The following is a 23,707-nucleotide window of genomic DNA, read 5'->3' on the forward strand; positions in this document are numbered from 1 at the left end:
GCCAGACAAAATGGCAATTCTCGACAAACATAAAATCCTCGAGACCAACGCGACCCTGTTGCTGATCTTCAGCTTTCTGGTCGTGACCATCGGGGGGATCGTACAGATCGCCCCACTGTTCTGGCTGGAAAACACCATCGAGGAAGTAGAGGGCATGCGCCCCTACACCCCGCTGGAGCTGACCGGTCGCGACATCTATATCCGTGAAGGGTGCTATGTGTGCCACAGCCAGATGATCCGTCCCATGCGGGACGAGGTTGAACGCTATGGTCACTATTCACTGGCGGCGGAATCCATGTACGACCACCCGTTCCAGTGGGGTTCCAAACGGACCGGGCCGGATCTGGCGCGGGTTGGCGGACGTTATTCGGATGACTGGCACGTGGATCACCTGCGTGACCCGCAATCGGTGGTGCCGGAATCCGTGATGCCGAAATACGGCTTCCTCGAGCGCAAGATGATCGAGCCGGAATATGTGGCGGAATTGATGTCGACCCATGCGCTGGTCGGTGTGCCCTATACTGACGAGATGATCGAAAACGCTGCGGCGGATTTCGAGGCCCAGGCCGATCCCGACAGTGACTATGACGGGTTGCAGGAACGGTATGCCAATGCGCAGGTGCGCAATTTCGATGGCAGTGCCGGAATTTCCGAAGCGGATGCGCTGATTGCCTATCTGCAGATGTTGGGCACGCTGGTCGACTTTTCGACCTTCACACCCGAAGCAAGCCGGTAAGGGGGAACAGCCAATGGAAACCTATTCTCTGTTACGCGAATTCGCCGATAGCTGGATGCTTTTGCTGTTGTTCACCGTTTTTGTCGGGGTTGTTATTTGGGTGTTCCGCCCGGGCAGCACCGCCACGTACAAGGACACGGCCAACATCCCCTTCCGTCATGAAGATAAACCCGCCACATCCAAAGAAAAGGAGGCGCGGCCATGAGTAAACCATCCAAAAAGTTCGACGACGATCCGGACACCACAGGTCACACTTGGGACGGGATCGAAGAATTCGACAATCCAATGCCGCGCTGGTGGCTGTGGACCTTCTATGCCACGATCATCTGGGGCATCGCATACACCATCGCCTATCCGGCATGGCCGATGGTGTCCAAGGCAACGGCAGGCGTTCTGGGTTATTCCACCCGCGCCGAAGTGGCCAAGGACATCGCAGCGGTGACCGAAGCGAACGAGGCGATCAACACGCAGCTTGCCAGCGTTGATATTGCCGACATTCCCGGCAATCCGGAACTGGAAAACTATGCGATCCAGGCCGGTGGCGCGGTCTTCCGCACGTGGTGCGCACAGTGCCACGGATCGGGCGGCGCAGGGGTTCAGGCATCGGGCTATCCCAACCTGCTGGATGATGAATGGCTTTGGGGTGGCGATATCGAAGCCATCACCACCACGATCCGTCACGGTATCCGCAACGAGGATGACGACGATGCACGCTGGTCGGAAATGCCTGCTTTTGGCGACATTCTGGAGCCTGAAGAGATCGAACAGGTGGTTAACTTTGTGACGTCCATTTCCGGCGGAACGCCGATGGATGCCAGCATGGTCGAAGCCGGCGCTGTGATTTACGAGGACAATTGTTCGTCGTGCCACGGTGAAAACGGCATGGGCGACCGCGAACAGGGCGCGCCCAACCTGACCGACGCCATCTGGCTTTATGGCGGCGATCACGACACGCTGGTTGAAACCGTCGCCTATAGCCGGTTCGGCGTGATGCCGCCCTGGTCGGATCGTCTGAGCGAGGCGCAGATCCGCGCTGTGGCAACCTATGTACACTCTCGCGGGGGCGGCGAATAACGCCCTTGCGATCCTGATACCTGCGGATTGTCCTTCGGCGATCTGCAGGGTCCGGCACCGGCTTTGCGATCTGTTCGCGCGTTTCCTGCAAAGCCGGTGCCGCTTTGCCAGTTCAGACGTTCTGAAATATCGCGGTCCGGTGTTCCGGGCCGCGATGTCTTATGATCCCGCCAGCCCGATCAGCATCGCCGCCAGCGCGACAACATGGATCAGGATGATCGCGCGATCCCGCCACAGGATCCCGACCGAAAGCCATCCGACCAGACCAACGACGAACAGATAGATGTTCATCGGGGTCCATCCGAACGCGGTGGCGGAGTACCCCATGATCTGAACGACAGAGGCCGCCCATTTCAGATAATGGGTAAATGCCGCGCGGCCCGGGCCGGGCCACGCGAGAACCGCGCGCGCCTGCATCAGAGGCTGTCCAGGTCGATTTTCCTGAACGGCGAAACCCACCAGTGTCCGCTGGGCAGCCAGCGGCGTTTGGGGGGTGTGGCCGCTGGGCGTACATCGCGCACGTTTACGGTGTTGGTTCGGGTCGCGGTCATGAAACTTTGGGCATAAATGTTCAGCATTGGATTGATCCTTTTGCAGTGTTTCCTCTGCCCCGATACTTGATCATCCGCTTCAAAAATGCGACTCAGGAAGAATTCTGTTATGTAAGTCAGGATTACATATGAACTGGCGTGAAATGCCACCCCTTTCAGGTTTGCGTGCCTTTGCAGCTTATGCCGAGGCCGGAAACATTACGGCGGCAGGTGATGCACTGAATGTAAGCCATGCTGCTATCAGCCAGCAATTGCGCAATCTGGAAACCCATCTGGGTGCCACGTTGCTGGATCGTTCGGGGCGGGCGCTGGCGATGACGGCGCAGGGGCAGCAGCTGGCCGATGCGCTTGCGTTGGGCTTTGGGGCCATCGAAAGCGCGCTGCGCGACATCACACAGGCTGATCAGGCCCGCCCTGTTCATATCTCTTCGACACCTATGCTGACATCGGCGTGGCTGCTGCCACGCCTATCCGAATTCCGCGCCGCCCATCCTGATATCGATCTGATGCTGAACCCGTCCTCAAAGCTTGTGACGCTGGAACCGGGCGGCATTGATGTGGCGTTGCGCTACGGGGCAGGCACATGGGCGGGGCTCGATTCTGTTCCGCTGTTTGATTCCCCCATGGTGATCGTTGCCGCAGAAAGCCTGATCGCCGGACGCGAGATCAATTACCCTGCGGATCTGGCCGCGTTTCCATGGCTGGACGAATACGGCATTTCCGAAAGCAGCCGCTGGCTGGAATCGCACGGCATATCACCCGACGCGATCAAGGGGCGCATCCAGTTGCCGGGCAATTTCATGCTGGATGGTGCGCGCGACGGGCAGGGGGTGATCGTGACGGTGCAGAAATTCGTGCAGAACGATCTGGACGCGGGGCGTTTGCGGGTCTTGTTTCAGGGCCGTTCCGGCGGCGGATACCATATCGTCACCCGCCCCGGTGTGCTGCGCCCTGCCGTAAAAACCTTTGTAACTTGGCTGCGCCGCCAGGTTGCGGAAACGGGCTAGAGGCCATCGTTACGGGCGCGGGCTGCCCCCTGCGACAAAAGATGACTGCACAATGCGCTTTTTGACCCATGTCAAAGTTGGAATGTCATTCCTATGTGACAAGCATGGCAAGATTCTAACGAACGGGATTCCCTCACGTGAGCAGTACCGACCCCGCCCCCAGCCTTTACGCCGCCCGCGAACCAATTTTTCCAAAGCGGGTTTCGGGCAACTTTCGCAATCTGAAATGGGTGATCATGGCGGTTACTCTGGGCATTTATTACATCACCCCGTGGATTCGCTGGGACAGGGGTGCAACCCTGCCCGATCAGGCGGTTCTGCTGGATATGGCAAACCGCCGGTTCTATTTTTTCTGGATCGAGATCTGGCCGCATGAATTCTATTTCGTCGCCGGCCTTCTGATCATGGCCGGTCTGGGCCTGTTCCTGTTCACATCCGCGCTGGGCCGCGTCTGGTGCGGCTATGCCTGCCCGCAAACGGTGTGGACCGACCTGTTCATGCTGGTCGAACGCTGGATCGAAGGCGACCGCAACGCGCGCCTGCGCCTGCACCGTCAGAAAAAGATGGATTTCCGCAAGTTCCGCCTGAACATGACCAAGTGGATCGCGTGGCTGTTGATTGCGGTTGCGACGGGTGGGGCGTGGGTGTTCTATTTCGCCGACGCGCCCACCCTGTTTGTAGACCTGTTCACGCTGAACGCGCACCCGATTGCCTACACAACCGTGGCATTCCTGACCGCGACAACCTTTTTCTTTGGCGGTTTTGCGCGCGAACAAATCTGTATCTATGCCTGCCCGTGGCCGCGTATTCAGGCAGCGATGATGGACGAAGACACACTTGTCGTGGGCTATCGTCCGTGGCGCGGAGAACCGCGCAAGCATTCCGAAGAGGTCAAGGCCGGCGCGCCGCAGGGGGACTGCATTGACTGCATGGCCTGCGTCAACGTCTGCCCCGTGGGAATCGATATTCGCGACGGTCAGCAGCTAGAGTGTATCACCTGCGCACTGTGCATTGATGCCTGTGACGAAATCATGGAAAAAACCGGCAAGCCGCGCGGCCTGATCGATTACATGGCGCTTAGCGATGAACCGCGCGAACGCGAAGGCCAGCCGCCCAAGAATATCTGGAAACACATCCTACGCCCGCGCACGATCATGTATACCAGCCTCTGGTCGATCGTCGGCTTTGCGTTGGTGTTTGCGCTGTTTATCCGTCAGGATATCGAAATGACAGTGGCCCCCGTACGCAACCCCACCTTTGTGACCCTGTCTGACGGGTCGATCCGCAACACATATGATGTGCGGATTCTGAACAAAAGCGGGACCAGCAGCCAGTACAGTATATTCGTCAAGGGCGACCCCACGTTGCGCGTTCAGCTGGAAGGCACACCTTACGGGTCGGTCGAAGTGGCTGCCGATACACAGAAATTGCAGCGGGTCTATGTGATTTCACCTTCCGGATCGGTACCGACAACATCGGACAGAACCGAATTCCGGTTCTGGGTCGAGGATCTGGGCAACGGGGATCGGGCCTATGCCGATTCCGTCTTTAACGGACAAGCGAGAAACTGATGCAAATGACACGTGAATTCACCGGTCGCCATATGGCCATTGTCGTCGTCTCGGCCTTTACCGTGATCATACTGGTCAACCTCGCACTGGCCTACAGCGCGGTCAAAACCTTTCCCGGGCTCGAGGTCAAAAACTCTTACGTTGCCAGCCAGAATTTCGATGAACGCCGCGATGCGCAAACCGCGCTGGGCTGGGATGTGCGTGCCGATGCCGTCGGCGGGCTGGTTATTCTTGCGATCACCGATGCGTCCGGCGCGCCAGTTCAAGTACAATCGCTTGAGGCGGTTCTGGGTCGCGCCACCCATGTGAAAGACGATGTCTCGCCGGCATTTGAATTTGACGGCACCGCCTATGTTGCGCCGGTCGAACTGGGGGCTGGAAACTGGAACATCCGCATGACAGCAATGGCGCCGGACGGCACGCCGTTTTCGCAGCGCGTTGTCCTGCATGTGAAACGCTAGGAAAATGGCGGCGGTTCTGCAAAGCTCTGGCGCGGCCTGTCCCGGTTGCATCGCGGCCCCCGCCCAGATGGTCGAGGCACCTGTACCCGAAACCGGACGCCTTGCGCTGTCGCTGCCGACAATTCACTGTCAGGCCTGCATTTCCAAGGTCGAACGCGCATTGGATGCCGTACCGGGTGTGCGCAGCGCGCGGGTGAACCTGACGCTGAAACGCGCGCTGGTGGATGCCGCTCCGGATGTATCGGCAGACGATCTGGTCGCCGTGCTGGATGGTATCGGGTTTGAAGCACACGAGTTGGATACCGCCGCGTTGCAAGCCACCCAGAATGATCGGGCCGGGCGCGAATTGCTGATGCGGCTGGCGGTGGCCGGCTTTGCATCGATGAATGTCATGCTGCTGTCGGTGGCTGTCTGGTCAGGGGCCGAAGACGCCACGCGCGATCTGTTCCACTGGATATCGGCGGCGATCACCCTGCCGGCCATCGCGTTTTGTGGCCAGCCGTTTTTCCGCAACGCATGGGCCGCCCTGTCTGTCGGGCGGCTGAATATGGATGTGCCGATCACGCTGGCGATCCTGCTGGCGCTGGCGACATCGCTTTGGGAAACATCGCTGTCAGGGCATCACGCCTATTTCGATGCGGCCCTGACGCTGACGTTTTTCCTGCTGGCGGGGCGCTATCTGGATCATCGCACACGTGCGGTTGCCCGTTCTGCGGCGCAGGAACTGGCCGCACTGGAAGTGCCGCGCGCTTGGCGCGTTGCCAGTGACGGCACCAGCGCCGAAGTCCAGGTTGCTGAACTGGCGCTGGGTGATCTGGTGCTGGTCCGTCCCGGCGGGCGGATGCCGGTGGACGGGATCATCGAAACCGGACGGTCCGAACTGGACCGCTCCTTGCTGACCGGCGAAACCGTGCCGGTCTTTGCCGAACCCGGCCAAAGCGTCAGCGCCGGCGAGGTGAACCTGACCGGCCCGCTGACCATTCGCGCGACAGCGGTGGGACAGGATACATCGCTGCACCGCATGGCCGATCTGGTCGCCATCGCCGAAAGTGGGCGGTCGCGCTATACCTCTCTGGCGGATGCGGCGGCCAAACTCTACGCGCCGGGTGTTCATATCCTGTCGGCGCTGTCTTTTCTGGGCTGGCTGTTGTGGTCGGGCGATCTGCGCATGGCGCTGAACATCGCGGCGGCTGTTCTGATCATCACCTGCCCCTGCGCGCTGGGCCTTGCCGTGCCGGCCGTCACCACGGCCGCATCGGGGCGACTGTTTCGCAAGGGGTTGCTGATCAAACACGCCACCGCGCTGGAACGTCTGGCCGAGGTGGATGCCGTAGTCTTCGACAAGACCGGCACCCTGACCGAAGGCACGCCGGTGCTGACCAATCTGGATGCAATCGACCCGCAGCACGCAGCCGTTGCACTGGCCCTGGCCGAGGCGTCATCGCATCCGTTGTCAATTGCGCTGGCCCGCGCCGCCCGCGCCGCTGGAATTACCCCCGCCACGCTGACCCGCATTGTCGAAGTGCCGGGCTATGGTACCAAGGCGATGCTGGACGACAAGGTGGTGCGGCTGGGACGCGCCGCATGGGTGGGTGCGGCGCCTGCCGCCGTAACGTCGACCTTCCTGCAGATCGGGGATCAAACGGCTGTGCCCTTCGAATTTTCGGATCGTCCGCGATCCGGCGCGGCATCTGCCGTGGCCGCCCTGCAAAAGGCGGGGCTGGACGTGGTCATGATGTCGGGCGACAGCCCGTTGGCAGTGGAAAATCTGGCCCGGCAACTGGGCATCACAGACTGGCGCGCCGAGGCTTTGCCGCAGGACAAATCCGCCGCCGTTGCCGCGCTAAGCGCGCAGGGCAAGAAGGTCCTGATGGTTGGCGATGGTCTGAACGACACGGCGGCACTGGCTGCCGCGCATGTCTCGATCTCGCCGGCGTCGGCGCTGGATGCGGCGCGCGTGGCGTCAGATATCGTTCTTCTGGGCAGCGATCTTGAGCCGATCGCTGATGCGCTGTCCGTGGCTCGCAAGGCGACAGCGCGCATTCGCGAAAACTTTCGGATTGCAACCCTCTACAATGTCATTGCTGTGCCGATCGCGGTAATCGGGTTGGCCACGCCGCTGGTGGCGGCCTTGGCGATGTCCACATCCTCGATTACAGTGTCGCTCAACGCGTTGCGCTTGCGGTGACAGCTGATGGATGTGCTGACCTTTCTGATCCCGATTTCGCTGATCCTTGGGGCGATCGGCCTCTTGGCCTTTGTCTATACCGTCCGCTCAAACCAGTATGATGACCCCGAAGGTGACAGCCGCCGGATTCTAAGCGACGAATACGACGATCATCCGAAACCCTGAAACAGCGCCATCAGGCTGCTTCTTTTTGCCAGAAATCGGGGCTGCCTGACTGCTGCGGCAGGGCGCGTGATCAAAGGATATGCACGCGCGCCTGCGACAACCCTTCGATTGCCACGGTGCAGGTTTCACCCCGTGCGATGGATCCGACCCCGGCGGGGGTGCCGGTATAGATCAGATCGCCGGTGGCAAGTGTGACCAGAGTGGACAGATACGCGATCACGTCCGGCACGGGCCAGATCATTTCGGCTATATCGGCGTCCTGGCGCAGATCGTCGCCGACATGCGCGGTGATACGGGCCTGTGTCAGATCGCCGGTTTCGCTGCGCGGATGCAGGGCGCCGATGATGGCGGAATTGTCGAACCCCTTGGACATGTCCCACGGGCGACGCGCGGCTTTTGCGGCAGATTGCATATCCCGCCTGGTCAGATCATTGCCTGTGGCGTACCCCCAGACATGGGTCATGGCGTCTGTCACGGCGATGTCGGCACCGCCGGTTCCGATTGCGACCACAAGTTCGGCCTCGTGGTGCAGATCCTCTGTCGCGGGCGGGTAGGGAATGCTGCGCCCCGAAGGGATCACCGCGTCGGCGGGTTTGGTGAAAAAGAAAGGTGGTTCGCGATCCGGGTCGTGACCCATTTCGCGGGCATGTTCCGCATAGTTGCGCCCGACGCAAAACACCCGGCGCACGGCAAACTGTGCGTCGCTGCCGGCAACGGGAACGAGGGTGGGGGCGGGGGCGGGAAAAATCAGATCAGTCATGGCCCAGATATGGCGGGCTTATCTACGCAAGGCAAGCGGGATCAGGGCCGCTTTGGCATTTGGCTGACGTCCCGGTTTCGGCCCGATCTTAGCCCGGACCGACCATAAAGCAGGAAACATTGCGCGCCTGCAATCTGCGGCAGGCCAGATCGGCGCTTTCCTTGGTCATGCCAAGGAAGTTCGCATCAAAGCCCTGTGGCCGCTTCACGACCTTGCGCAGGCTGTCATCAAGCGTGGACATTTCGGCCAGTGCTGTTTTCAGCAACACGCGCTCTGCCTCGTACCGTGTGTTGTAGCGGCCCACATTGATGCCCCAGTGGCGCCCGCCGGATGTCGAGACACGGGTGACAACCTCGGGGTCTGACGACAGGTTGGCAGAGGTGTCGACACTGGCCAGAACAATATCGCTGGGGCGCGCTTCGGGACGCAACGATGTCGTGGCGGCAAGTTCGGTCGCGGTTTTCAGGCTTTCGGCCTTGGTTGCCGCCAATTGCAGGGTTTCCGTTTCGGTCAGGGGGGTCTGAATTGGCTTGGCCTGTTTGGCATTGTCCGCGACGGCCACGGCTACAGCCTGATTTACAGCGCTTGCGGTTGTGGCCGCAGATGCCGGTGCCGGCGTGGCGGGCTTTGTGGACTGAACCTGTGCCAGTGCGGCACCGATCTGATCGCGAATAGCCGCTTCGTCCGCCTGCGCTTCGGCAACCAGAACCGGTTCGGTTGTCGGACGCGCTTGTGGTCTCAGGCTTTTGGGAACGGCCGTCACCAGCCTGATGGTTTTGCCGTAGGCACCGCTGGCAGTGGCGGTGTCGCTTGAACCCGCCGGGTCTTTGGCCTCGGCTATGTAATTCGGGGCGGCCGGTTTGACAGTCTTGGCGCGTGACGGCGCGCGACGAAATCCAAGATCAAGCAGTTCGGCAACTTTGGCGTTGCGTTGTGCGGTGGACTGGCCGCCAAAAACCGTGGCGATGATACGTTCGTTGCCGCGCACGGCGGACGCCACCAGATTGAAACCGGCGGCACGGGTGTAGCCTGTCTTGATGCCGTCAGCGCCTTTGTAGGCGGCCAGCAGGCGGCGGTTTGTGTTCGAAACCTCACGGATGCCCGCATGCGTCGAAGTGCGCGAAAACAGGTTGTAATATTCTGGGTAGTCAAACAGCAGATGGCGCCCCAGCAGTGTCATGTCGCGGGCGGTCGACAGGTGTCCGCTTTCCGTCAGGCCATGTGCGTTCTTGAAAGTGGTGCGTGTCATCCCCATCGCGTGGGCAGTGCGGGTCATGCGGCGGGCGAATTTCGCTTCCGAGCCGGAAATTGCCTCGCCGATGGCGGTGGCGGCATCATTGGCGGATTTCACAGCAGCGGCGCGGATCAGATACCGAAAGGCGATGGTCTGCCCGGATTTGAGGCCAAGTTTGGAGGGGGGTTCGGACGCGGCGTGCGACGAGATCTTGACCTTGGTATCCAACGAAATCTCGCCGTTTCGGACGGCTTCGAACGCGATGTACAGGGTCATCATCTTGGTCAGCGATGCAGGATGCAATCGGGTGTCGGCATTGCGCGAATGCAGCACCTCGCCCGATCTGGCATCAACCACCATGGCCGCATAAGGGGCCGCGGCTACGCTGAGCGGCACGAGTATGAACATCCACAAAGCTGCGAATACGAATAGCCCTACACGGGCCGGCTGGATACGCCGTACCTTCACGATTGAACTGCCTTCTTCTGCCTCATGCCGCCGGTTTTCCGGTCTGGCTTTTGTTATATCGGAAACGCTAGCACAAAGTCGTGTGCAAATAAAGCCTTTGATTCAAATGAATTAGAGGTGGTTTTTGACCTTGATCGCGCAAGATGTAGCGGCATCTGGCATGCCTGCCGCTAGGTGTTTGATTGTGTCAGGAATGTGGCATCCTTGACGATCGCAGGCGCGACACGACTCTTGGATGCGATGGCAGTGGTGGACAGCGGATTACAGCGGGGTCATTCTGCGCCGGATCAGCCAAACAAATCGGGGCGACAGGAACCGACCATGACCCAGGATACCGCAACGCCCAAATCACAAACGCAGCCCCCGGGCGTGCTGCCCTGGCGTTTGGTGATGATCCCGTTGTTGGTAATGTGCGCGGTGTCGATGGCTGCGGTTTATGCGTTCGGACCGGTCTATGCGGCCGGTGCCGGCGCCGGTGTTGCGCTGGGGTTCTTTGGCACCTTGTTCAGCACAATGCGGAAATCCGCGCTTGGTGTACTGGCCGTTGTGATCGCCACCGCCCCAACGATCTGGTTTCCCGAATGGGTGCGCTTTGCGGTGGTTATTCCCGTGATGGCCGCGTTGGCGGGCAGGGAACTGGCGCAAGACGGCACACGTACATTCGTATTTGCGATCATCAGCTGGATTTTGCTGCTTGGGCCCGCCCTGAACGGGGCCGATGGGGGCATTCTGGTGCTTGTTTTTGTCCTGTCAGCGTGTGTCGGGGCTGGATTGGCAGCAGCGATGGGTGCGCAGGGCAAGGTGCCACCGACCGATGTGGAAAGCGGCTATGCCGTAGCCCATGCGATCGCGCTGGCTATCGGGCTGGCGCTGGCCCTTTGGATTGCGAAACTGTTTGACACCCCGCACACACACTGGATTGCGATGCTGTTTGCCGTGCGTGCGCTGGATCCGCCGGGCCAGCATTTGCACCGCGCAACGCGGCGCGGGTTTGCCACGGTCGTCGGGGCGGGCGCGGCCGGTTTGCTGGTCATTCTGCCGCTATCGGCAGTTGTTTTCAAACTGGTCGGTGCGGCGTTCATGCTGGTTGGTATCCGCTATCTGACCAGCGGCGCGGCGCGATCAACAGCGCTGATGTCGGCGGGGGTTGTGCTGGCCACCGCCCCGACAGCCGAAACCGCGTTGTTCCGGATCGAGGCGGCGGTGATTGCAGCAGCGCTGGTTGTCGGGCTGTTTCTGGTGACCGGTTATATCCGGTCGCTGTTCAGGAACCGCGCAGGTCCGGTGCCTGATGAATCGCTTTCACAAGATCGCCCAACGATCCCAGATCATCCAGAGTGACATATCGGTCTGACCCGACGGGCGGGTCGGCCTTTTCAATTTCCCATTCCAGACCGTGGGGCACAAACACGCCCCAGCCGCCGCTTTCGATTACCGGAAGAACATCCGATTTCATCGAATTACCCACCATCATGGCCCGCGCCGCACCATCGCCGTGGCGCGCAAAGATATCCTGATAAATCTGTGGCGTCTTGTGCGACACGATTTCAACCGCGCTGAACAGGTCGCCCAGACCGGATTGCGCCAGTTTGCGTTCCTGATCCAGCAGATCGCCTTTGGTGATCAGGATCACGCGGTGTCGGTCGGCCATCTGTTCCACAGCTTCGCGTGCATGGGGCAGCAATTCGATCGGGTGGCGCAGCATCTCGCGGCCCGCCTCCATCAGTTCGGCGATCACCGATGCGGGAACGTTTTCTTCGGTGACTTCGATGGCGGTTTCGATCATCGACAGAACGAACCCTTTGATACCGAATCCGTAGTGCCCGATATTGCGCCGTTCGGCTGCCAGCAGCCGTTCGGCCAGATGATCGGGGTCGGCGTGATCGGCCAGAAGTTCGGCGAACCGCGCCTGCGTCAGGTGGAAAAACCTTTCATTGTGCCAAAGCGTGTCGTCGGCATCAAAGCCGATTGTCGTCAGGGTTTGGCCCATATCGTGTCGCTTCCTCTTTTCTAAATCGCAAGACAAGTTATATAACCATCATTCTACAAGGGGAATCGAGTGCGCAATATGGTGCAATCGCAGATCACAATGGCCGGACAACCGGATGACGGAGACAACGACTTGTCTGTCATTCTGGATGTGCGCCCGAAAACCAAGCGGCCACCGCTGTACAAGGTGATGCTGCTGAACGACGATTATACCCCGATGGAATTTGTCGTGCACGTTCTGGAACGGTTTTTTGGCCTGAACCATGCGCAGGCATTCGAAATTATGCTGACCGTGCACAAGAAAGGCTTGGCAGTGGTTGGCGTGTTCAGCCACGAAATAGCGGAAACCAAGGTCACTCAAGTCATGGATTTCGCACGTCGGCATCAGCATCCGCTGCAATGCACGATGGAAAAAGAAGAATAATCCAACAATGTCCGCACGGTTGACCCTGGCGCTGAACGCGGGCGGCCTTGTGCTGCCTGATACAGGCAAAATTGCCGTCTTTCATCCGCGCGATGCTGCCGATCTGGCGGAATTGCCGAAAGCCCGGCTTGTTGTCGTGCAACCCTTCCGCCCGGATTACGATGCGCTTTCAGCCGCCGGATACGACTGCCGGGCCGATGGGGCCGACTTGCCGCCATGTGCGGCGTCTCTGGTCTTTCTGCCGCGCGCAAAGGCACTGGCCCGCGCGCTGGTGGCCGGGGCAGCGGCCTGTAGCGACGGCCTGGTGATCGTGGACGGGGCCAAGACCGACGGGATCGACAGCATATTGCGCGACGTAAAGAAGCGCACGACTGTATCGGGGCCACTGTCCAAGGCGCATGGCAAACTTTTCTGGTTTGACGCAAACGCGGCAGACTGGTCGGACTGGGCCGCGCGCCCCGCACAGATCTCAGAAGGTTTTCAAACCTTGCCAGGCGTATTTTCGGCTGACGGGATCGATCCGGCCTCGGCGCTGTTGGCGGCGCAATTGCCCGCGCATCTTGGGGGTGTTGTGGCCGATCTGGGCGCCGGGTGGGGATTTCTGTCGGCACAGGTGCTGTCGCGGGCAGATGTCCGCGCACTGCATCTGGTCGAGGCGGACCAGACAGCTCTGGACTGTGCCGCGCAAAATATCAGTGATGCGCGCGCAGTATTTCACTGGGCTGATGCAACCACATGGCATCCGCCCGAACCGGTGGACTGTGTGGTGATGAACCCGCCCTTTCACACAGACCGGCGGGCAGACCCCGAACTGGGCCGCGCCTTTATTCGCGCGGCGGCCCGCATATTGACGCGGTCGGGCCAGATGTGGATGGTGGCCAACCGGCACCTGCCATACGAGGCCTTGTTGGAAGAGCTGTTTGCAAAGGTCGTCGAAACCGGCGGCGACACACGGTTCAAGATTCTGCACGCCACCAGGCCTACTCGCCGTGGGCGCTGAAACCCGCTACAATCCTACCGCCAAGACGGAGAACACATCATGTCCTTTTCGATAGCCGGCAAAACTGCCATCGTGACCGGGGCCGCCAACGGAATCGGACGTGCCATAGGGCGGCATTTTGCGGATCAGGGCGCGAATGTCATGTTTGCCGATATGGACGACAAGGCACTTGCCGAGGAGTTCGGCGAACAGGATGATGACAGCAACACCCGTTACTTTTCAGGCGATTTGCGCGAAAAGCTGACGATTGCCAATCTGCTGTCTGCCACAATAGATGCGTTCGACCAGATCGACATTCTGGTAAACGCGTCGCGCCAAATGATCCCTTCTGATCCCCTGAACCACGATGATACGTCGGTGGAAACACTGCTTAGCCAGAATCTGATGACGTCGCTGCGGCTGTCCCAGGCTGTGGCAAACCGGATGATAAAACAGTCGGCGGATAAAACCGAAGGGCAGGCCGGGTCAATTATCAATCTGTCTTCCATCGCGGCACGGCGGACCACACCCGAATTGCTGGCCTATTCGGTGTCGACAGCCGCACTTGACCAGATGACGCGCAGCCTGGGCGTGGCGCTGGCACCCCATCGCATTCGGGTAAACGCGATCGCGTTCGGATCGGTGATGAGCGCGTCTTTGCAGGAAACACTGAAGGAAAATTCGGATTATCGTGATGATATCGAAAGCCATACGCCGCTGCACCGGATCGCCGGTCCGGGAGAACTGGTCGATGCGGCGCAGTTTCTGGCCTCGGACGGGTCGGGCTTTATGACCGGCCAGATCATGACAGTGGATGGCGGACGCACCCTGATTGATCCTGTCGCGTCGCCCGCACACTAACGAAAACAACTGAACAGGCCCAAATCTGTGACAGATACATTCACATCCGAAAAAGCCCGCGCCGCGGATTGGTTTCACGATCTGCGCAACCAGATCGTTGCCGCATTTGAAGGGCTGGAATCCAGCCACGATACCGGCCCATTGTCAGATCGGCCTGCCGGTGTGTTCGATGTCAGCCAAACCATACGGTCGTCAGATGACGGATCGGATGCGGGCGGCGGTTTGATGAGCGTGATGCGCGGCGGTCGCGTCTTTGAAAAGGTCGGCGTCAATATCTCGACTGTATACGGCACCTTGGGCGAACGGGCGCAGGCGGCGATGGCCGCGCGCAAGGGCCTGCCCGGAATGGCCGACGACCCGCGGTTCTGGGCCTCGGGCATATCGCTGGTGGCGCATATGCAAAACCCGCATTGCCCCGCCGTGCACATGAACACCCGGATGTTCTGGACACCGCACGCATGGTGGTTTGGCGGCGGATCCGATCTGAACCCTTGTATCGAATATGACGAGGACACAGCCCATTTTCACGCAACCCAAAAAGCGTATCTTGATCCGCACGGCCAGGATATCTATCCGCGCCTCAAGGCGTGGGCAGACGAGTATTTCTATATTCCCCATCGCAAGCGTGCGCGCGGCGTTGGCGGTATTTTCATGGATGATCATTGCACCGGCGACTGGAACAGCGATTTTGCCTTGACGCAGGATATCGGCCGCGCCTTTTTGCCTGCATTCGTGCCCTTGACCGAAAAGCGCCGCATACAGGACTGGACCGCAGCCGACAAAGAGGCACAGCTGATCCATCGCGGCCTCTACGCGGAATACAATCTTGTCTATGACCGTGGCACCAAATTCGGTCTTGAAACTGGCCACGATGCCAATGCCGTTCTGATGAGCCTGCCGCCGCTGGCCAAATGGGTCTGAGCGACTGAAACCGGGCCCGGCCCTGTTCAGCTGTGCCAGTCGAAAAAACCCGGCCCGGCACGATGCAGAAGACGGGCGGCCATGGCGCGGCCAAGGTCTGCGCCATCTTCTATCGGGGCATCGCCTGCGTCGCTTAACCGGTCGGACCCGTCAGGGCGCAAAACCTCACCGCGCAAATGCACTGTTCCGCCCTGCAACTCTGCCAGTCCGGCAATCGGTGTTTCGCACGATCCATCCAGTGCCGCCAGAAATGCGCGTTCCGCCGCCAGCCGCTGACCGGTGACAGTATCGTGGATCGCGTCAAGCAGCGCAGCGGTGGCGCTGTCGTCCGCGCGCCGTTCGATGCCAATGGCCCCTTGCGCCACGGCGGGCAGCATATCGGATGTGTCAACCGGTGTGGCAGGGACATCAGCACGACCCAAACGGTTCAGACCTGCCATCGCCAGAAACGTACATTCAGCCACGCCGTCAGCCAGTTTTTTAAGGCGGGTTTGCACATTGCCGCGAAATTCGACCACGTTCAGATCGGGGCGCGCGTTCAGCAACTGCGCCTTGCGCCGCAAGCTTGAGGTGCCGACAGTGGCCCCCCGTTCCAGATCGTCCAGCGCGGATTTACTGGCCGAAACGAACCCATCGCGCGGGTCTTCGCGGGGCAGGTACGTGTCCAGCAGCAACCCGTCGGGTTGCAACACCGGCATGTCCTTCATCGAATGGACCGCAATATCGATCTTGCCAGCAATCAGGTCTTCTTCGATCTCGCGGGTGAACAGCCCCTTGCCGCCGATCTCTTTCAACGGTCGGTCCTGCACCGCATCGCCTGTCACCTTGATGACGACAATGGCAAACGCCTCTTCGGGCAGATCAAACGCGGCCATCAGCCGTGCGCGGGTCTCGTATGCCTGCGCCAGCGCCAGCGGAGAGCCGCGGGTGCCAATTTTCAGCGGTGAATCGGGGCTTGGAAGATTTGAGTTCATCCGCCTTCTTTATTCGCGGCAATTTGACCTGACAACCGTGTGTGGCTTGACAAATTGCCGCTTGGGCGAAACCACAGGGCTGAAATTTGCACATCCGAGGAACGATATGGCCCAGAACAAGACGATCTTGCGCGCCCTTGCGGGGGAAACACAGGCGATCCCGCCGATCTGGATGATGCGGCAGGCGGGCCGTTACCTGCCCGAATACCGCGCCACCCGTGCGCAGGCAGGGGATTTCCTGTCGCTGTGTTACAACAGCGAGCTGGCCGCCGAGGTGACATTGCAGCCGATCCGCCGCTACGGGTTTGATGCGGCGATCCTGTTTGCCGACATTTTGCTGGTACCACAGGCGCTGGGCGCGGATTTGTGGTTTGTCACCGGCGAAGGCCCGCGCCTGTCCACGATCACCACGCAGGCCGATTTTGACAAACTGGGCCCCGCGGACGAGATTGATCCGGTTCTGAACCCGATTTACGAAACGGTGCGTATTCTGTCGCGTGAATTGCCAAAGGAAACCACGTTGATCGGTTTTGCCGGCGCGCCATGGACCGTGGCCACCTATATGATTGCGGGACGCGGTACACCAGATCAGGGGCCTGCGCATGCGCTGCGCGAGGAAAACAACCCCCTGTTCGAAGCGCTGTTGGCGCGGATCACCGAGGCAACGATTCTGTACCTGTCGGCCCAGATCGAAGCGGGTGCCGAGGTCGTGAAAATCTTTGACAGTTGGGCGGGATCGCTGAAAGGCGATGATTTTCGCAAATACGCACTTGAACCCGCGCGCGAGATTACGGCGGCGCTGAAGGCCAGGTATCCGCATATTCCGGTCATCGGCTTCCCGCGAGAGGCCGGGGATAACTATATCGGATTTGCAAAGGCCACGGGCGTGGATTGCGTGGCGCTGGACAATTCCGTGTCGCCCGACTGGGCCGCGCGCAATGTGCAGGTTGATGGCTGTGTGCAGGGCAATCTTGCATCCTATCACATGGTCAGCGGTGGCCAGCCCCTGATCGACGACACCCGCGCGATTGTGAAAGCGTTTTCAAACGGCCCGCATATCTTCAATCTGGGCCATGGCATCACGCCGGATGCCGATCCGGACAACGTGCAACTGATGATCGACACGGTTCGGGCCGGGTAAGTAAAGTCGGGGAATGTATGGTGGCGTGAGGTGGACTTGAACCACCGACCCCAGCATTATGAGTGCTGTGCTCTAACCAGCTGAGCTACCACGCCATACACTGGCGCTGCGATACGAAACCGGCGGCGCGGAGTCAAATAGAAAACGGCAGTTTTTTTGCCCGACAGGCAGGTTATTGCGGCCTGTGATCCGCGCGGAAAAGATCGACCGGCCCCTGGCTGATCTCTTCGATAAACTGCGCGGTGAAATCCCACACATCTTCGGTGTGCACCAGATGGTGTGTCAGCAGCCCCAAGGGTTCGGATGCATCGGCGTCGCCGGTTCTGCGGTCACGCAATCGGGCGACCAGACCGGCAATCACAATGTCCGGCGCGATCTGGCCGCGTGTTCCGCGCCAGTCGATCGGGTCAAGATGGGTGTTGATCTGGGTCAGGTACGGCACTGGTTGCGCCGTTTTGCGCGGCGTGAAGGTGGACACCATGTCAAACCCAGCCGAAACCAGATCGGGATAAAGATCAGGCGCAATCCGGTTCCACGGCGGGACGAACATGGGCGCAAGCCGCGTGCCGAACAGGTCACGGGCCGTACTGATGGCCAGTTGGATGTCGTGGCGCGCACGGGGCACAGCCGTGCCGAATTCCGATTTCTTGGCATCAGGCAGGGCGTGGTTTTCATGGGCCCATCCATGCACCACAGGGATAAGCGGCGCATTATCGGCAACAAACGCCGCCAGATCGGGCGTGGCAGGGCGCGGAACGACAGCCAGATGAACGGGCATACTTGTCCGCGCAGACAGCTTTGTCAGACGTGACAGCGCGGGCGTCGGTGCCACGGCATCATCATCGCGCCACCAGACCGGAAGGCGCAGCCCCCGTGCCTGCCATTCGGCCAGTTCTGTGCGCAGATCGGACCAGTCGATATTCATCGGCGTCTCCGTTGCAAGCTGACCGCGATGTCAACCGAGCGTTGCGCGCCATCAAAGTGGAGGTCAAGCCCCGCAGGTCTGCGGTGGCCTTTGGTGGCCGTCACGGCCTTTATCAGGATGTCGGGTGACAGGTCTGATGTTTTCACAGCATAGATGCCGTCAAGACGCGTCAGGCTTTGGGCGCGAAGGGTCTGTTCCACTTCGCCCCCATCATCAAACGGCACAAGAACCGCAGGACAGCCCGATTGCAGCACGTCCAGCGCGGTATTGTAGCCGCACATCGTGACTGCGCAGTCGGCATGATACAGCAACTGGCGGAAATCGGGGCGCACGGGTTCGACAATCGCGTTGCCACCCGACAGTTCCAGAAGGCGCGCGATGCGCGGTTCCGGATGCGCGCCGCCGACCAACAGACGCCATGTGGCCCCATTGGACTGACGCGCTGCACCTGCGGCGGCCTCAAACAAAGCATCGCCAACCGATCCGGCTCCGGCGGCGACAATCACCTCGCCCTGTCCGGCACACTCGGGGTGCGGGCCGGCGGCGGGCGGGGCGACATAGCCTGTATAGTGCAGCCTCTCTTGCAACCGGTCGGACACCGGCCAGCTTTGATCCAGCACCGTGCTGCGCTTGTCCGAATGCACCAGCACGCCGTCGTAATATCGATCGATCACCTCATCGGCAGCGGTGGCCCGTTCCGGTTTGGACGGCGGCGCAAGTATGTCGCGCACCGACGCCAGAACAAGCGGACGGTGCGGCAAAGAATGTGCCGCCTGCAACAAGGCCTGAAATTCGTGGCGCAACACGCGCCGCCCAAACGGGTATAGTTCGGTGATCAGAATATCGGGCTGCATTTTTTCCAGTGTTTCAAGCAGCACGGCCCGGCGCGATTGATAATCCGCCTCGGTCACTGGCGCGCCGTCTTTCGTCAGCAGGTGCGAAAAGTTTGTCCCGTCCGAATGCAGCGCGCGCAGTTGTACCATATCCACGCCCCTTGTGTCGAAATGTGGCACAGGCCGGCCGCCGGACACCAGCGTTGTGTCATGCCCCCGCGCTGCAAAGGCCCGCGCAAGGGTGAGTGCGCGGCTTAAATGCCCTGCGCCCAACAGGTGGGTGACAACCACCATCACCTTCATGGCGTACGGTCCGGCAGCCGGACAATTGCGGGATCGGACACTTTCATTTCGGGGCCAAGTTCGATCACGAACAACCGGTTGCGTTTGATCTGGAACGGGGCAGGTCCGGAAAAATCCCATCCGGTGGCGCGGGCCAGCAAAACGCGCATGATGCCGATATGGCAAACCGCGATGCTGTCGCGGTGCAGGGTTTGCAGCCAGGGGCGCAGACGATGCCAGACCTCCAGCGGGGATTCTCCGCCCGGCGGGCGATAATCCCAGCCCCAGTCTTCGATATCGCGAAAGCCGCTGGCCGGATCGGCACGCAGATCAATGCCTTTCAGACCTTCCCAATCGCCCCAGTTCATTTCGATCAGCGCGGGGGACGTGCGCGGCGCGTGCCCCGCCACCAGTTGCGCCGTATCGGCTGCGCGCAACAGCGGGCTGGACCACAGATCGGCATCCTGCCATCCGTCCGGCAGGCACAAGGCGGCAAGAGCGTTGGCGGCTTCGGGATCCAGCGCGATATCACTGCGGCCCTGAATACGGCCGGCGCGGTTCCACGGGGTGTGACCGTGGCGCAAAAGGGCCAGGCGGGTCATGGTGTTACTCCGATCAGGGGACAGATGGCGCGGGTCAGCGCATCGGTCGCGGCCGGTTGCAAATGCTGGGTCTGAACGGCTGCGCGCCCGGCTGCGCCCAGAGTGGCCCTGTGCGCGGGATCACCCAGCAGGCGGTCGATTGCAGCGGCGAAATCCTGAACATGCGCCGGATCGCACAGGATACCGCCATGCACCACATCGCGCACGCCGTTGCGATCCTGGGCAACAATCGGCAGACCGTGGGCCTGCGCTTCAAGATAGGTCATGCCGAACGCTTCGTTCACGCCGGGCCAGACCAGCAGCGTGGCGCTGTCATAATGCCGGGCCAGTTCATCTGCGTCCAACTGTCCAGTGAAACGGACGCGCGGCCCGAAAGGGGCGAATGCCGCCTCGATCCCGGCGCGGGCGGGGCCAGCGCCGACGATGGTCAACCGCCAGTCCGGTGTTTTCAACTGACCTGCGGCATCGGCAATAATTTGATAAGACGCCAGTTTATCACCCGCCCGCATCATACCGACGCACAGCAGATTGTTATCCAGACGGGGTCCGCCCTGTGCGACAGGCAGATCGGTTTGCGGCAGAAATGGCGCCAGCGGCAGAATGGTTTGATTTGGTGTCTGGTGTTTCATCAGGGTTTCGCGGTCGTGTGTTGTCATGTGAAACACAAGATCGGCCTGATCACACGCGGCCTCGGCCTGTTTAGCAAAGGCTGCCCATGGCCCGGTCAGTCGTTTGAGCGCGCGGCTGGCTTCGATCTGGATATAGGGAATGGACAGGCTGGCACAGATCGCGGGGCCGATCAGATCGGGGGCTTTGTAATAGTTGTGATATGTCACCCATGCGCGCCAGCCGCATTGCGGCGCAATCGCAAGCAACCGTTCGATTTCCTGCTGTGCCTTGGCTTGCAGATCGGTCTGCACCGTTGGATCGCCAGAGCGATCCAGACTGCGCAGTTGCGACACAAGGTCGGTTTTGAACGGGCCGGCATCCAGCGCCTGCATCACGGCCCGCGCCATCGCGCGGTCGCCCGACGGAACCGGATGGCGCGGGGATTTCAGCGGGGCATAAAACGCGATCGGGATCATGGGGTGGCCGATGCGCCCATTTCGGTCAGGCGGCGAGAGAGTTGTGCAACTCCGGGATCAACCGCGAAATCGGATGTCAGACGGTCCAGCGCGGCCTGCGCCATGCGGGCGGCGTTTTCGGGGTCTTCGACGATCGTCATTATTGCCTGTGCCAAAGCGGCAGGTGTATCATCCGTCAGGATACCATGCGCGCCATTGTCGATGAATTCAGGGATCGCGGACACTGCCGTTGATATGATCGGCAGGCGTTGTGATGCGGCTTCCATCAGAACATTGGGCAGACCGTCGCGGTCGCCATCGTCGGCAATGCGGCTTGGCAGAACAAACAGATCGGCGGCGCGCATCGCCTCGATCACTTGCGGCTGGTTGCAGGCACCGCGCCAGTCGATCCGGTCGGCGATGCCCAGATCTGCGGCCTGCTTGGCCAGCGTATCCTTAAGCCCGCCGCCCCCGATATGGATCCAGCGCCAGTTCAGATCTAGGGGCAACAGGGCCAATGCAGCGATCAGCCGGTCGAACCCCTTTTTTTCAACCAGCCGCCCGACCGACAAAAGGGTCAGGGGATCGGACTTGCCGCGCAGCTTACGCGCGGGCGGTGCGGGGAAGCGCGACAGATCCAGCCCGTGATAGACCAGATCAATGCGCGCCGGATCGCTGGACAGGGCGCGCAGATGCCGGGCACCATAAGCAGTGCAGGTGGCGCCAAATTCGGCGCCCGTCGGCGGAGCGTCCAGTTTTTCGCGCAATTCCCATTCCGGTGATGTCCAGATGTCTTTGGCATGGGCCGAAAACCCCCACGGATCACCCCGCAGGATCGCGCAATAGCGCGCCACAGATGACGGGGTGTGCAGGAAGTGGGCATAAAACGCCGTTGCCTCGGGGGGCAGTTCGGTGGCCAGAACGCAGGCCTGTCCAAAGCGGCGGATGCGGTTGCGTGTCCGGTCGCGGGCAAAATCGGCCTTCCAGATGGAAAAAGCGGTCGCAAATCCGGGCAGATGGCGCGCGGCCAGCAAGGCGGCTGTCACGCGCTTTGGCTCCTGATGCAGATATTCCGGCAGGTAATACACGGGTGCGGTGATTTGATCGTGCAGCGGGTGGCGTTTTTTGTCGGTTGGATGACGCAGCGACCAGATGTCGAACCGGTGGCCTGCGGCCTCAAGCGCGGCCAGTTCCTGCGCGATAAAGGTTTCCGACAGGCGCGGCCAACCCTTGACCACAATGGCCAGTTTGCGGGCGGATGATGTCATTCTGCGGCGGGAACCGTCGGTTTGGTTGCCATAAGGGCGCGGGCGCGATCCACGACAACGTCCAACCCGTCCAGCAGGCCGGGAATATAGCTTTGTGACGGCAGTTTCTGGAACGGCAGGTTGCGGATTGCGTGGATCATGGATTGCGGGGTCAATTGGCCCTGATCTTCGTCCAGCATCTGCACCAGACCCAGCGCCTTGCCACGGCTGGCGCGGATATGCTGTTCGCGGCGCGGCACGGTGCGCGGCACAATCACGGCGCGCTGGTCAAAAGACAGCACCTCGCAGAATGTGTTGTAGCCGCCCATGCAGACAACGCCCTGCGCCCCTGCAAACAGCGTTTCGATCTGGGATTCAAAGCCGACGGCACGCACCCGACCGTTCAGGTTGCGCACCCGCCGTTCAAACAGTTCGCGCGTGTCGCCCGACAGGAACGGCCCGTAGACCAGCACCGCCATCGGCGACAGGTCTGGATCCTGTTCATAGGCAGAGAGCACCAGATTGACCATCGCCTGCCCGTCACCACCACCACCCGGTGTCACCAGAATATAGGCCGCGTCCAGCGCAGGCGCGTCGACATGAACCTCGCGGCGCAGATATCCGGTATAGGTCATGCGCGCGCGGGTTTCTTCGTTCAGATCAAGGCCGCTGGTCGGATCATAGAACGACCGCAGGCCATAAACCCAGATTTCATCGTAAAAACGCTCTGTCGCGTCGATGCCGCCTTTGCGGTCCCATTCGGTTCCCATGATCTCGGGGCTGTCCAGAACATCGCGCAGGCCCAGCACCAGCTTGGTTGTGCCGCGGTCTTTCAGCATTTGCAGAGTTGGCAAAACCTCGCCCCGAAAGCCGGTGGGTTCCTTGTCAACGATCAGCAGATCGGGCTGATACTGTTCGGCGGCCGATTTGATCAGGCCGGCACGCATGGCCGTAGTCTGATCAATGCCCATATCCAGCGATTGCGATACATAGGATCCGTCGGCCTGTTTGGTCACACCCGGCAGGCGCACATGATCCACCCGTTCGGGAAATGCGAATCGCCCCGCCACCGGTGATCCGGTCAGGATGATGGCGGTTGCGTGCGGATCGGCAGAGGTGATGGCTGTGGCCAGGGCCCGTGACCGGCGCAGATGGCCCAGACCGAACGTATCATGGCTATATAGCAGAACCCGCCGCGATTTCTGCGGTTGTGTGCTTAGGCAGGTCGGCGACAGGGCGGCAATATCCAT

26 protein-coding genes and 1 tRNA gene are annotated in these 23,707 nt (G+C 60.7%); 14 read left to right on the plus strand and 13 right to left on the minus strand.

Annotated elements, in window-relative coordinates; all coding sequences use genetic code 11:
- Nucleotides 1–10: 10 nt before the first annotated feature.
- The 3 genes from ccoO to ccoP are packed head-to-tail and all read left to right on the plus strand — an operon-like array spanning nucleotide 11 to nucleotide 1,810.
- Nucleotides 11–736: a cytochrome-c oxidase, cbb3-type subunit II gene (gene ccoO, locus C1J05_RS01250; RefSeq protein ID WP_114868671.1), complete on the plus strand. Its 726-nt coding sequence runs from the start codon at nucleotides 11–13 to the stop codon at nucleotides 734–736.
- A gap of 13 nt (nucleotides 737–749) precedes the next feature.
- Nucleotides 750–941 (plus strand): cbb3-type cytochrome c oxidase subunit 3, encoded by a 192-nt coding sequence (locus C1J05_RS01255; protein WP_114868672.1) that lies wholly within the window; start codon nucleotides 750–752, stop codon nucleotides 939–941.
- Nucleotides 938–1,810, plus strand: a complete 873-nt coding sequence (gene ccoP / locus C1J05_RS01260) for a cytochrome-c oxidase, cbb3-type subunit III (RefSeq protein ID WP_114868673.1) — start codon at nucleotides 938–940, stop codon at nucleotides 1,808–1,810. The genes C1J05_RS01255 and ccoP overlap by 4 nt, the downstream gene beginning before the upstream one ends.
- A gap of 159 nt (nucleotides 1,811–1,969) precedes the next feature.
- Here the strand turns inward: ccoP and C1J05_RS01265 are convergent, their stop codons facing one another.
- Together C1J05_RS01265 and C1J05_RS21220 are read right to left on the minus strand one after the other, a co-directional pair.
- Nucleotides 1,970–2,227 (minus strand): DUF6552 family protein, encoded by a 258-nt coding sequence (locus C1J05_RS01265; protein WP_114868674.1) that lies wholly within the window; start codon nucleotides 2,225–2,227, stop codon nucleotides 1,970–1,972.
- Entirely contained in the window at nucleotides 2,227–2,388 is a 162-nt protein-coding gene (locus tag C1J05_RS21220; protein WP_162797873.1) for a hypothetical protein, read from the minus strand. Before C1J05_RS21220 ends, C1J05_RS01265 begins: the two co-directional genes overlap by 1 nt.
- 101 nt (nucleotides 2,389–2,489) lie before the next feature.
- Here C1J05_RS21220 and C1J05_RS01270 point away from each other — a divergent pair, with 101 nt between their 5' ends.
- From C1J05_RS01270 to ccoS, 5 genes are all read left to right on the plus strand, one after another.
- Nucleotides 2,490–3,368 carry a LysR family transcriptional regulator gene (locus tag C1J05_RS01270; RefSeq protein WP_114868675.1) on the plus strand — a complete coding sequence of 293 codons (879 nt, stop codon included), beginning with the start codon at nucleotides 2,490–2,492 and terminating at the stop codon, nucleotides 3,366–3,368.
- Between the two features lie 137 nt (nucleotides 3,369–3,505).
- A complete protein-coding gene (gene ccoG, locus C1J05_RS01275; protein ID WP_114868676.1) occupies nucleotides 3,506–4,939 on the plus strand; it encodes a cytochrome c oxidase accessory protein CcoG in 1,434 nt (477 codons plus the stop codon).
- 5 nt (nucleotides 4,940–4,944) lie between these two features.
- A complete protein-coding gene (locus C1J05_RS01280) occupies nucleotides 4,945–5,400 on the plus strand; it encodes a FixH family protein (protein WP_114872042.1) in 456 nt (151 codons plus the stop codon).
- Between the two features lie 4 nt (nucleotides 5,401–5,404).
- Nucleotides 5,405–7,588 carry a heavy metal translocating P-type ATPase gene (locus tag C1J05_RS01285; RefSeq protein ID WP_114868677.1) on the plus strand — a complete coding sequence of 728 codons (2,184 nt, stop codon included), beginning with the start codon at nucleotides 5,405–5,407 and terminating at the stop codon, nucleotides 7,586–7,588.
- A gap of 6 nt (nucleotides 7,589–7,594) precedes the next feature.
- Nucleotides 7,595–7,753, plus strand: coding sequence for a cbb3-type cytochrome oxidase assembly protein CcoS (gene ccoS, locus C1J05_RS01290; protein ID WP_114868678.1), 159 nt, complete (start codon nucleotides 7,595–7,597; stop codon nucleotides 7,751–7,753).
- Nucleotides 7,754–7,823: 70 nt separating this feature from the next.
- On the opposite strand, the gene C1J05_RS01295 is transcribed toward ccoS, so the two are convergent.
- Both C1J05_RS01295 and C1J05_RS01300 read right to left on the minus strand, forming a co-directional pair.
- Entirely contained in the window at nucleotides 7,824–8,513 is a 690-nt protein-coding gene (locus tag C1J05_RS01295; protein ID WP_114868679.1) for a fumarylacetoacetate hydrolase family protein, read from the minus strand.
- 88 nt (nucleotides 8,514–8,601) lie between these two features.
- Nucleotides 8,602–10,215: a D-alanyl-D-alanine carboxypeptidase family protein gene (locus tag C1J05_RS01300; RefSeq protein WP_433989942.1), complete on the minus strand. Its 1,614-nt coding sequence runs from the start codon at nucleotides 10,213–10,215 to the stop codon at nucleotides 8,602–8,604.
- Nucleotides 10,216–10,536: 321 nt separating this feature from the next.
- Here C1J05_RS01300 and C1J05_RS01305 point away from each other — a divergent pair, with 321 nt between their 5' ends.
- Nucleotides 10,537–11,556, plus strand: coding sequence for an FUSC family protein (locus C1J05_RS01305; protein WP_162797874.1), 1,020 nt, complete (start codon nucleotides 10,537–10,539; stop codon nucleotides 11,554–11,556).
- Here C1J05_RS01305 and C1J05_RS01310 read toward each other — a convergent pair.
- Complete coding sequence (locus tag C1J05_RS01310; RefSeq protein ID WP_114868682.1) at nucleotides 11,480–12,205, minus strand: HAD family hydrolase; 726 nt, start codon at nucleotides 12,203–12,205, stop codon at nucleotides 11,480–11,482. The two genes, C1J05_RS01305 and C1J05_RS01310, sit on opposite strands and share 77 nt — an antisense overlap.
- A 78-nt stretch (nucleotides 12,206–12,283) precedes the next feature.
- Between C1J05_RS01310 and clpS the strand changes: the two genes are divergently transcribed.
- Genes clpS through hemF form a run of 4 tightly spaced genes read left to right on the plus strand, consistent with a single transcriptional unit; the run spans nucleotide 12,284 to nucleotide 15,389 of the window.
- Nucleotides 12,284–12,628: an ATP-dependent Clp protease adapter ClpS gene (clpS, locus tag C1J05_RS01315; protein ID WP_114868683.1), complete on the plus strand. Its 345-nt coding sequence runs from the start codon at nucleotides 12,284–12,286 to the stop codon at nucleotides 12,626–12,628.
- A gap of 7 nt (nucleotides 12,629–12,635) precedes the next feature.
- Nucleotides 12,636–13,628 carry a class I SAM-dependent methyltransferase gene (locus C1J05_RS01320; RefSeq protein WP_114868684.1) on the plus strand — a complete coding sequence of 331 codons (993 nt, stop codon included), beginning with the start codon at nucleotides 12,636–12,638 and terminating at the stop codon, nucleotides 13,626–13,628.
- Between the two features lie 39 nt (nucleotides 13,629–13,667).
- On the plus strand, nucleotides 13,668–14,468 hold the full coding sequence (locus tag C1J05_RS01325) for an SDR family NAD(P)-dependent oxidoreductase (protein ID WP_114868685.1): 801 nt from the start codon (nucleotides 13,668–13,670) through the stop codon (nucleotides 14,466–14,468).
- 27 nt (nucleotides 14,469–14,495) lie between these two features.
- Nucleotides 14,496–15,389, plus strand: coding sequence for an oxygen-dependent coproporphyrinogen oxidase (gene hemF, locus C1J05_RS01330; RefSeq protein WP_114868686.1), 894 nt, complete (start codon nucleotides 14,496–14,498; stop codon nucleotides 15,387–15,389).
- Nucleotides 15,390–15,415: 26 nt separating this feature from the next.
- Here hemF and hemC read toward each other — a convergent pair whose 3' ends face one another.
- Complete coding sequence (hemC, locus tag C1J05_RS01335; protein WP_114868687.1) at nucleotides 15,416–16,363, minus strand: hydroxymethylbilane synthase; 948 nt, start codon at nucleotides 16,361–16,363, stop codon at nucleotides 15,416–15,418.
- A gap of 106 nt (nucleotides 16,364–16,469) precedes the next feature.
- Here hemC and hemE point away from each other — a divergent pair, with 106 nt between their 5' ends.
- Nucleotides 16,470–17,504: a uroporphyrinogen decarboxylase gene (gene hemE, locus C1J05_RS01340; RefSeq protein WP_114872043.1), complete on the plus strand. Its 1,035-nt coding sequence runs from the start codon at nucleotides 16,470–16,472 to the stop codon at nucleotides 17,502–17,504.
- An 18-nt stretch (nucleotides 17,505–17,522) separates the two neighbouring features.
- Here the strand turns inward: hemE and C1J05_RS01345 are convergent.
- The 7 genes from C1J05_RS01345 to C1J05_RS01375 form a co-directional block, all read right to left on the minus strand.
- Nucleotides 17,523–17,599, minus strand: a tRNA-Met gene (locus C1J05_RS01345).
- Nucleotides 17,600–17,676: 77 nt separating this feature from the next.
- Nucleotides 17,677–18,429: a polysaccharide deacetylase family protein gene (locus C1J05_RS01350; protein WP_114868688.1), complete on the minus strand. Its 753-nt coding sequence runs from the start codon at nucleotides 18,427–18,429 to the stop codon at nucleotides 17,677–17,679.
- Nucleotides 18,426–19,565, minus strand: a complete 1,140-nt coding sequence (locus C1J05_RS01355; protein WP_114868689.1) for a glycosyltransferase family protein — start codon at nucleotides 19,563–19,565, stop codon at nucleotides 18,426–18,428. Before C1J05_RS01355 ends, C1J05_RS01350 begins: the two co-directional genes overlap by 4 nt.
- A complete protein-coding gene (locus tag C1J05_RS01360) occupies nucleotides 19,562–20,146 on the minus strand; it encodes a histidine phosphatase family protein (RefSeq protein WP_114868690.1) in 585 nt (194 codons plus the stop codon). Before C1J05_RS01360 ends, C1J05_RS01355 begins: the two co-directional genes overlap by 4 nt.
- Nucleotides 20,143–21,231, minus strand: coding sequence for a glycosyltransferase family 4 protein (locus C1J05_RS01365; protein ID WP_114868691.1), 1,089 nt, complete (start codon nucleotides 21,229–21,231; stop codon nucleotides 20,143–20,145). Before C1J05_RS01365 ends, C1J05_RS01360 begins: the two co-directional genes overlap by 4 nt.
- A complete protein-coding gene (locus C1J05_RS01370) occupies nucleotides 21,228–22,478 on the minus strand; it encodes a glycosyltransferase family 4 protein (protein WP_114868692.1) in 1,251 nt (416 codons plus the stop codon). Before C1J05_RS01370 ends, C1J05_RS01365 begins: the two co-directional genes overlap by 4 nt.
- Nucleotides 22,475–23,707: a glycosyltransferase family protein gene (locus C1J05_RS01375; RefSeq protein ID WP_114868693.1), complete on the minus strand. Its 1,233-nt coding sequence runs from the start codon at nucleotides 23,705–23,707 to the stop codon at nucleotides 22,475–22,477. Before C1J05_RS01375 ends, C1J05_RS01370 begins: the two co-directional genes overlap by 4 nt.

This window comes from Sulfitobacter sp. JL08 (genome assembly GCF_003352045.1).
Taxonomy (GTDB): Bacteria; Pseudomonadota; Alphaproteobacteria; order Rhodobacterales; family Rhodobacteraceae; genus JL08.

What these genes read in the sequence shown, in the direction of transcription:
- ccoS (WP_114868678.1), top strand. Translation starts at nt 7,595, where the DNA reads ATGGATGTGCTGACCTTTCTGATCCCGATTTCGCTGATCCTTGGGGCG.
- ccoP (WP_114868673.1), top strand. Translation starts at nt 938, where the DNA reads ATGAGTAAACCATCCAAAAAGTTCGACGACGATCCGGACACCACAGGT.
- C1J05_RS01285 (WP_114868677.1), top strand. Translation starts at nt 5,405, where the DNA reads ATGGCGGCGGTTCTGCAAAGCTCTGGCGCGGCCTGTCCCGGTTGCATC.
- C1J05_RS01270 (WP_114868675.1), top strand. Translation starts at nt 2,490, where the DNA reads ATGAACTGGCGTGAAATGCCACCCCTTTCAGGTTTGCGTGCCTTTGCA.
- C1J05_RS01325 (WP_114868685.1), top strand. Translation starts at nt 13,668, where the DNA reads ATGTCCTTTTCGATAGCCGGCAAAACTGCCATCGTGACCGGGGCCGCC.
- C1J05_RS01375 (WP_114868693.1), bottom strand. Translation starts at nt 23,707, where the DNA reads ATGGATATTGCCGCCCTGTCGCCGACCTGCCTAAGCACACAACCGCAG.
- clpS (WP_114868683.1), top strand. Translation starts at nt 12,284, where the DNA reads ATGGTGCAATCGCAGATCACAATGGCCGGACAACCGGATGACGGAGAC.
- hemE (WP_114872043.1), top strand. Translation starts at nt 16,470, where the DNA reads ATGGCCCAGAACAAGACGATCTTGCGCGCCCTTGCGGGGGAAACACAG.
- C1J05_RS01310 (WP_114868682.1), bottom strand. Translation starts at nt 12,205, where the DNA reads ATGGGCCAAACCCTGACGACAATCGGCTTTGATGCCGACGACACGCTT.
- C1J05_RS01255 (WP_114868672.1), top strand. Translation starts at nt 750, where the DNA reads ATGGAAACCTATTCTCTGTTACGCGAATTCGCCGATAGCTGGATGCTT.
- hemC (WP_114868687.1), bottom strand. Translation starts at nt 16,363, where the DNA reads ATGAACTCAAATCTTCCAAGCCCCGATTCACCGCTGAAAATTGGCACC.
- C1J05_RS01360 (WP_114868690.1), bottom strand. Translation starts at nt 20,146, where the DNA reads ATGACCCGCCTGGCCCTTTTGCGCCACGGTCACACCCCGTGGAACCGC.
- C1J05_RS01280 (WP_114872042.1), top strand. Translation starts at nt 4,945, where the DNA reads ATGACACGTGAATTCACCGGTCGCCATATGGCCATTGTCGTCGTCTCG.
- C1J05_RS01295 (WP_114868679.1), bottom strand. Translation starts at nt 8,513, where the DNA reads ATGACTGATCTGATTTTTCCCGCCCCCGCCCCCACCCTCGTTCCCGTT.
- C1J05_RS01305 (WP_162797874.1), top strand. Translation starts at nt 10,537, where the DNA reads ATGACCCAGGATACCGCAACGCCCAAATCACAAACGCAGCCCCCGGGC.
- C1J05_RS01365 (WP_114868691.1), bottom strand. Translation starts at nt 21,231, where the DNA reads ATGATCCCGATCGCGTTTTATGCCCCGCTGAAATCCCCGCGCCATCCG.
- C1J05_RS01350 (WP_114868688.1), bottom strand. Translation starts at nt 18,429, where the DNA reads ATGAATATCGACTGGTCCGATCTGCGCACAGAACTGGCCGAATGGCAG.
- C1J05_RS01355 (WP_114868689.1), bottom strand. Translation starts at nt 19,565, where the DNA reads ATGAAGGTGATGGTGGTTGTCACCCACCTGTTGGGCGCAGGGCATTTA.
- C1J05_RS01320 (WP_114868684.1), top strand. Translation starts at nt 12,636, where the DNA reads ATGTCCGCACGGTTGACCCTGGCGCTGAACGCGGGCGGCCTTGTGCTG.
- C1J05_RS01370 (WP_114868692.1), bottom strand. Translation starts at nt 22,478, where the DNA reads ATGACATCATCCGCCCGCAAACTGGCCATTGTGGTCAAGGGTTGGCCG.
- C1J05_RS21220 (WP_162797873.1), bottom strand. Translation starts at nt 2,388, where the DNA reads ATGCTGAACATTTATGCCCAAAGTTTCATGACCGCGACCCGAACCAAC.
- C1J05_RS01265 (WP_114868674.1), bottom strand. Translation starts at nt 2,227, where the DNA reads ATGCAGGCGCGCGCGGTTCTCGCGTGGCCCGGCCCGGGCCGCGCGGCA.
- ccoO (WP_114868671.1), top strand. Translation starts at nt 11, where the DNA reads ATGGCAATTCTCGACAAACATAAAATCCTCGAGACCAACGCGACCCTG.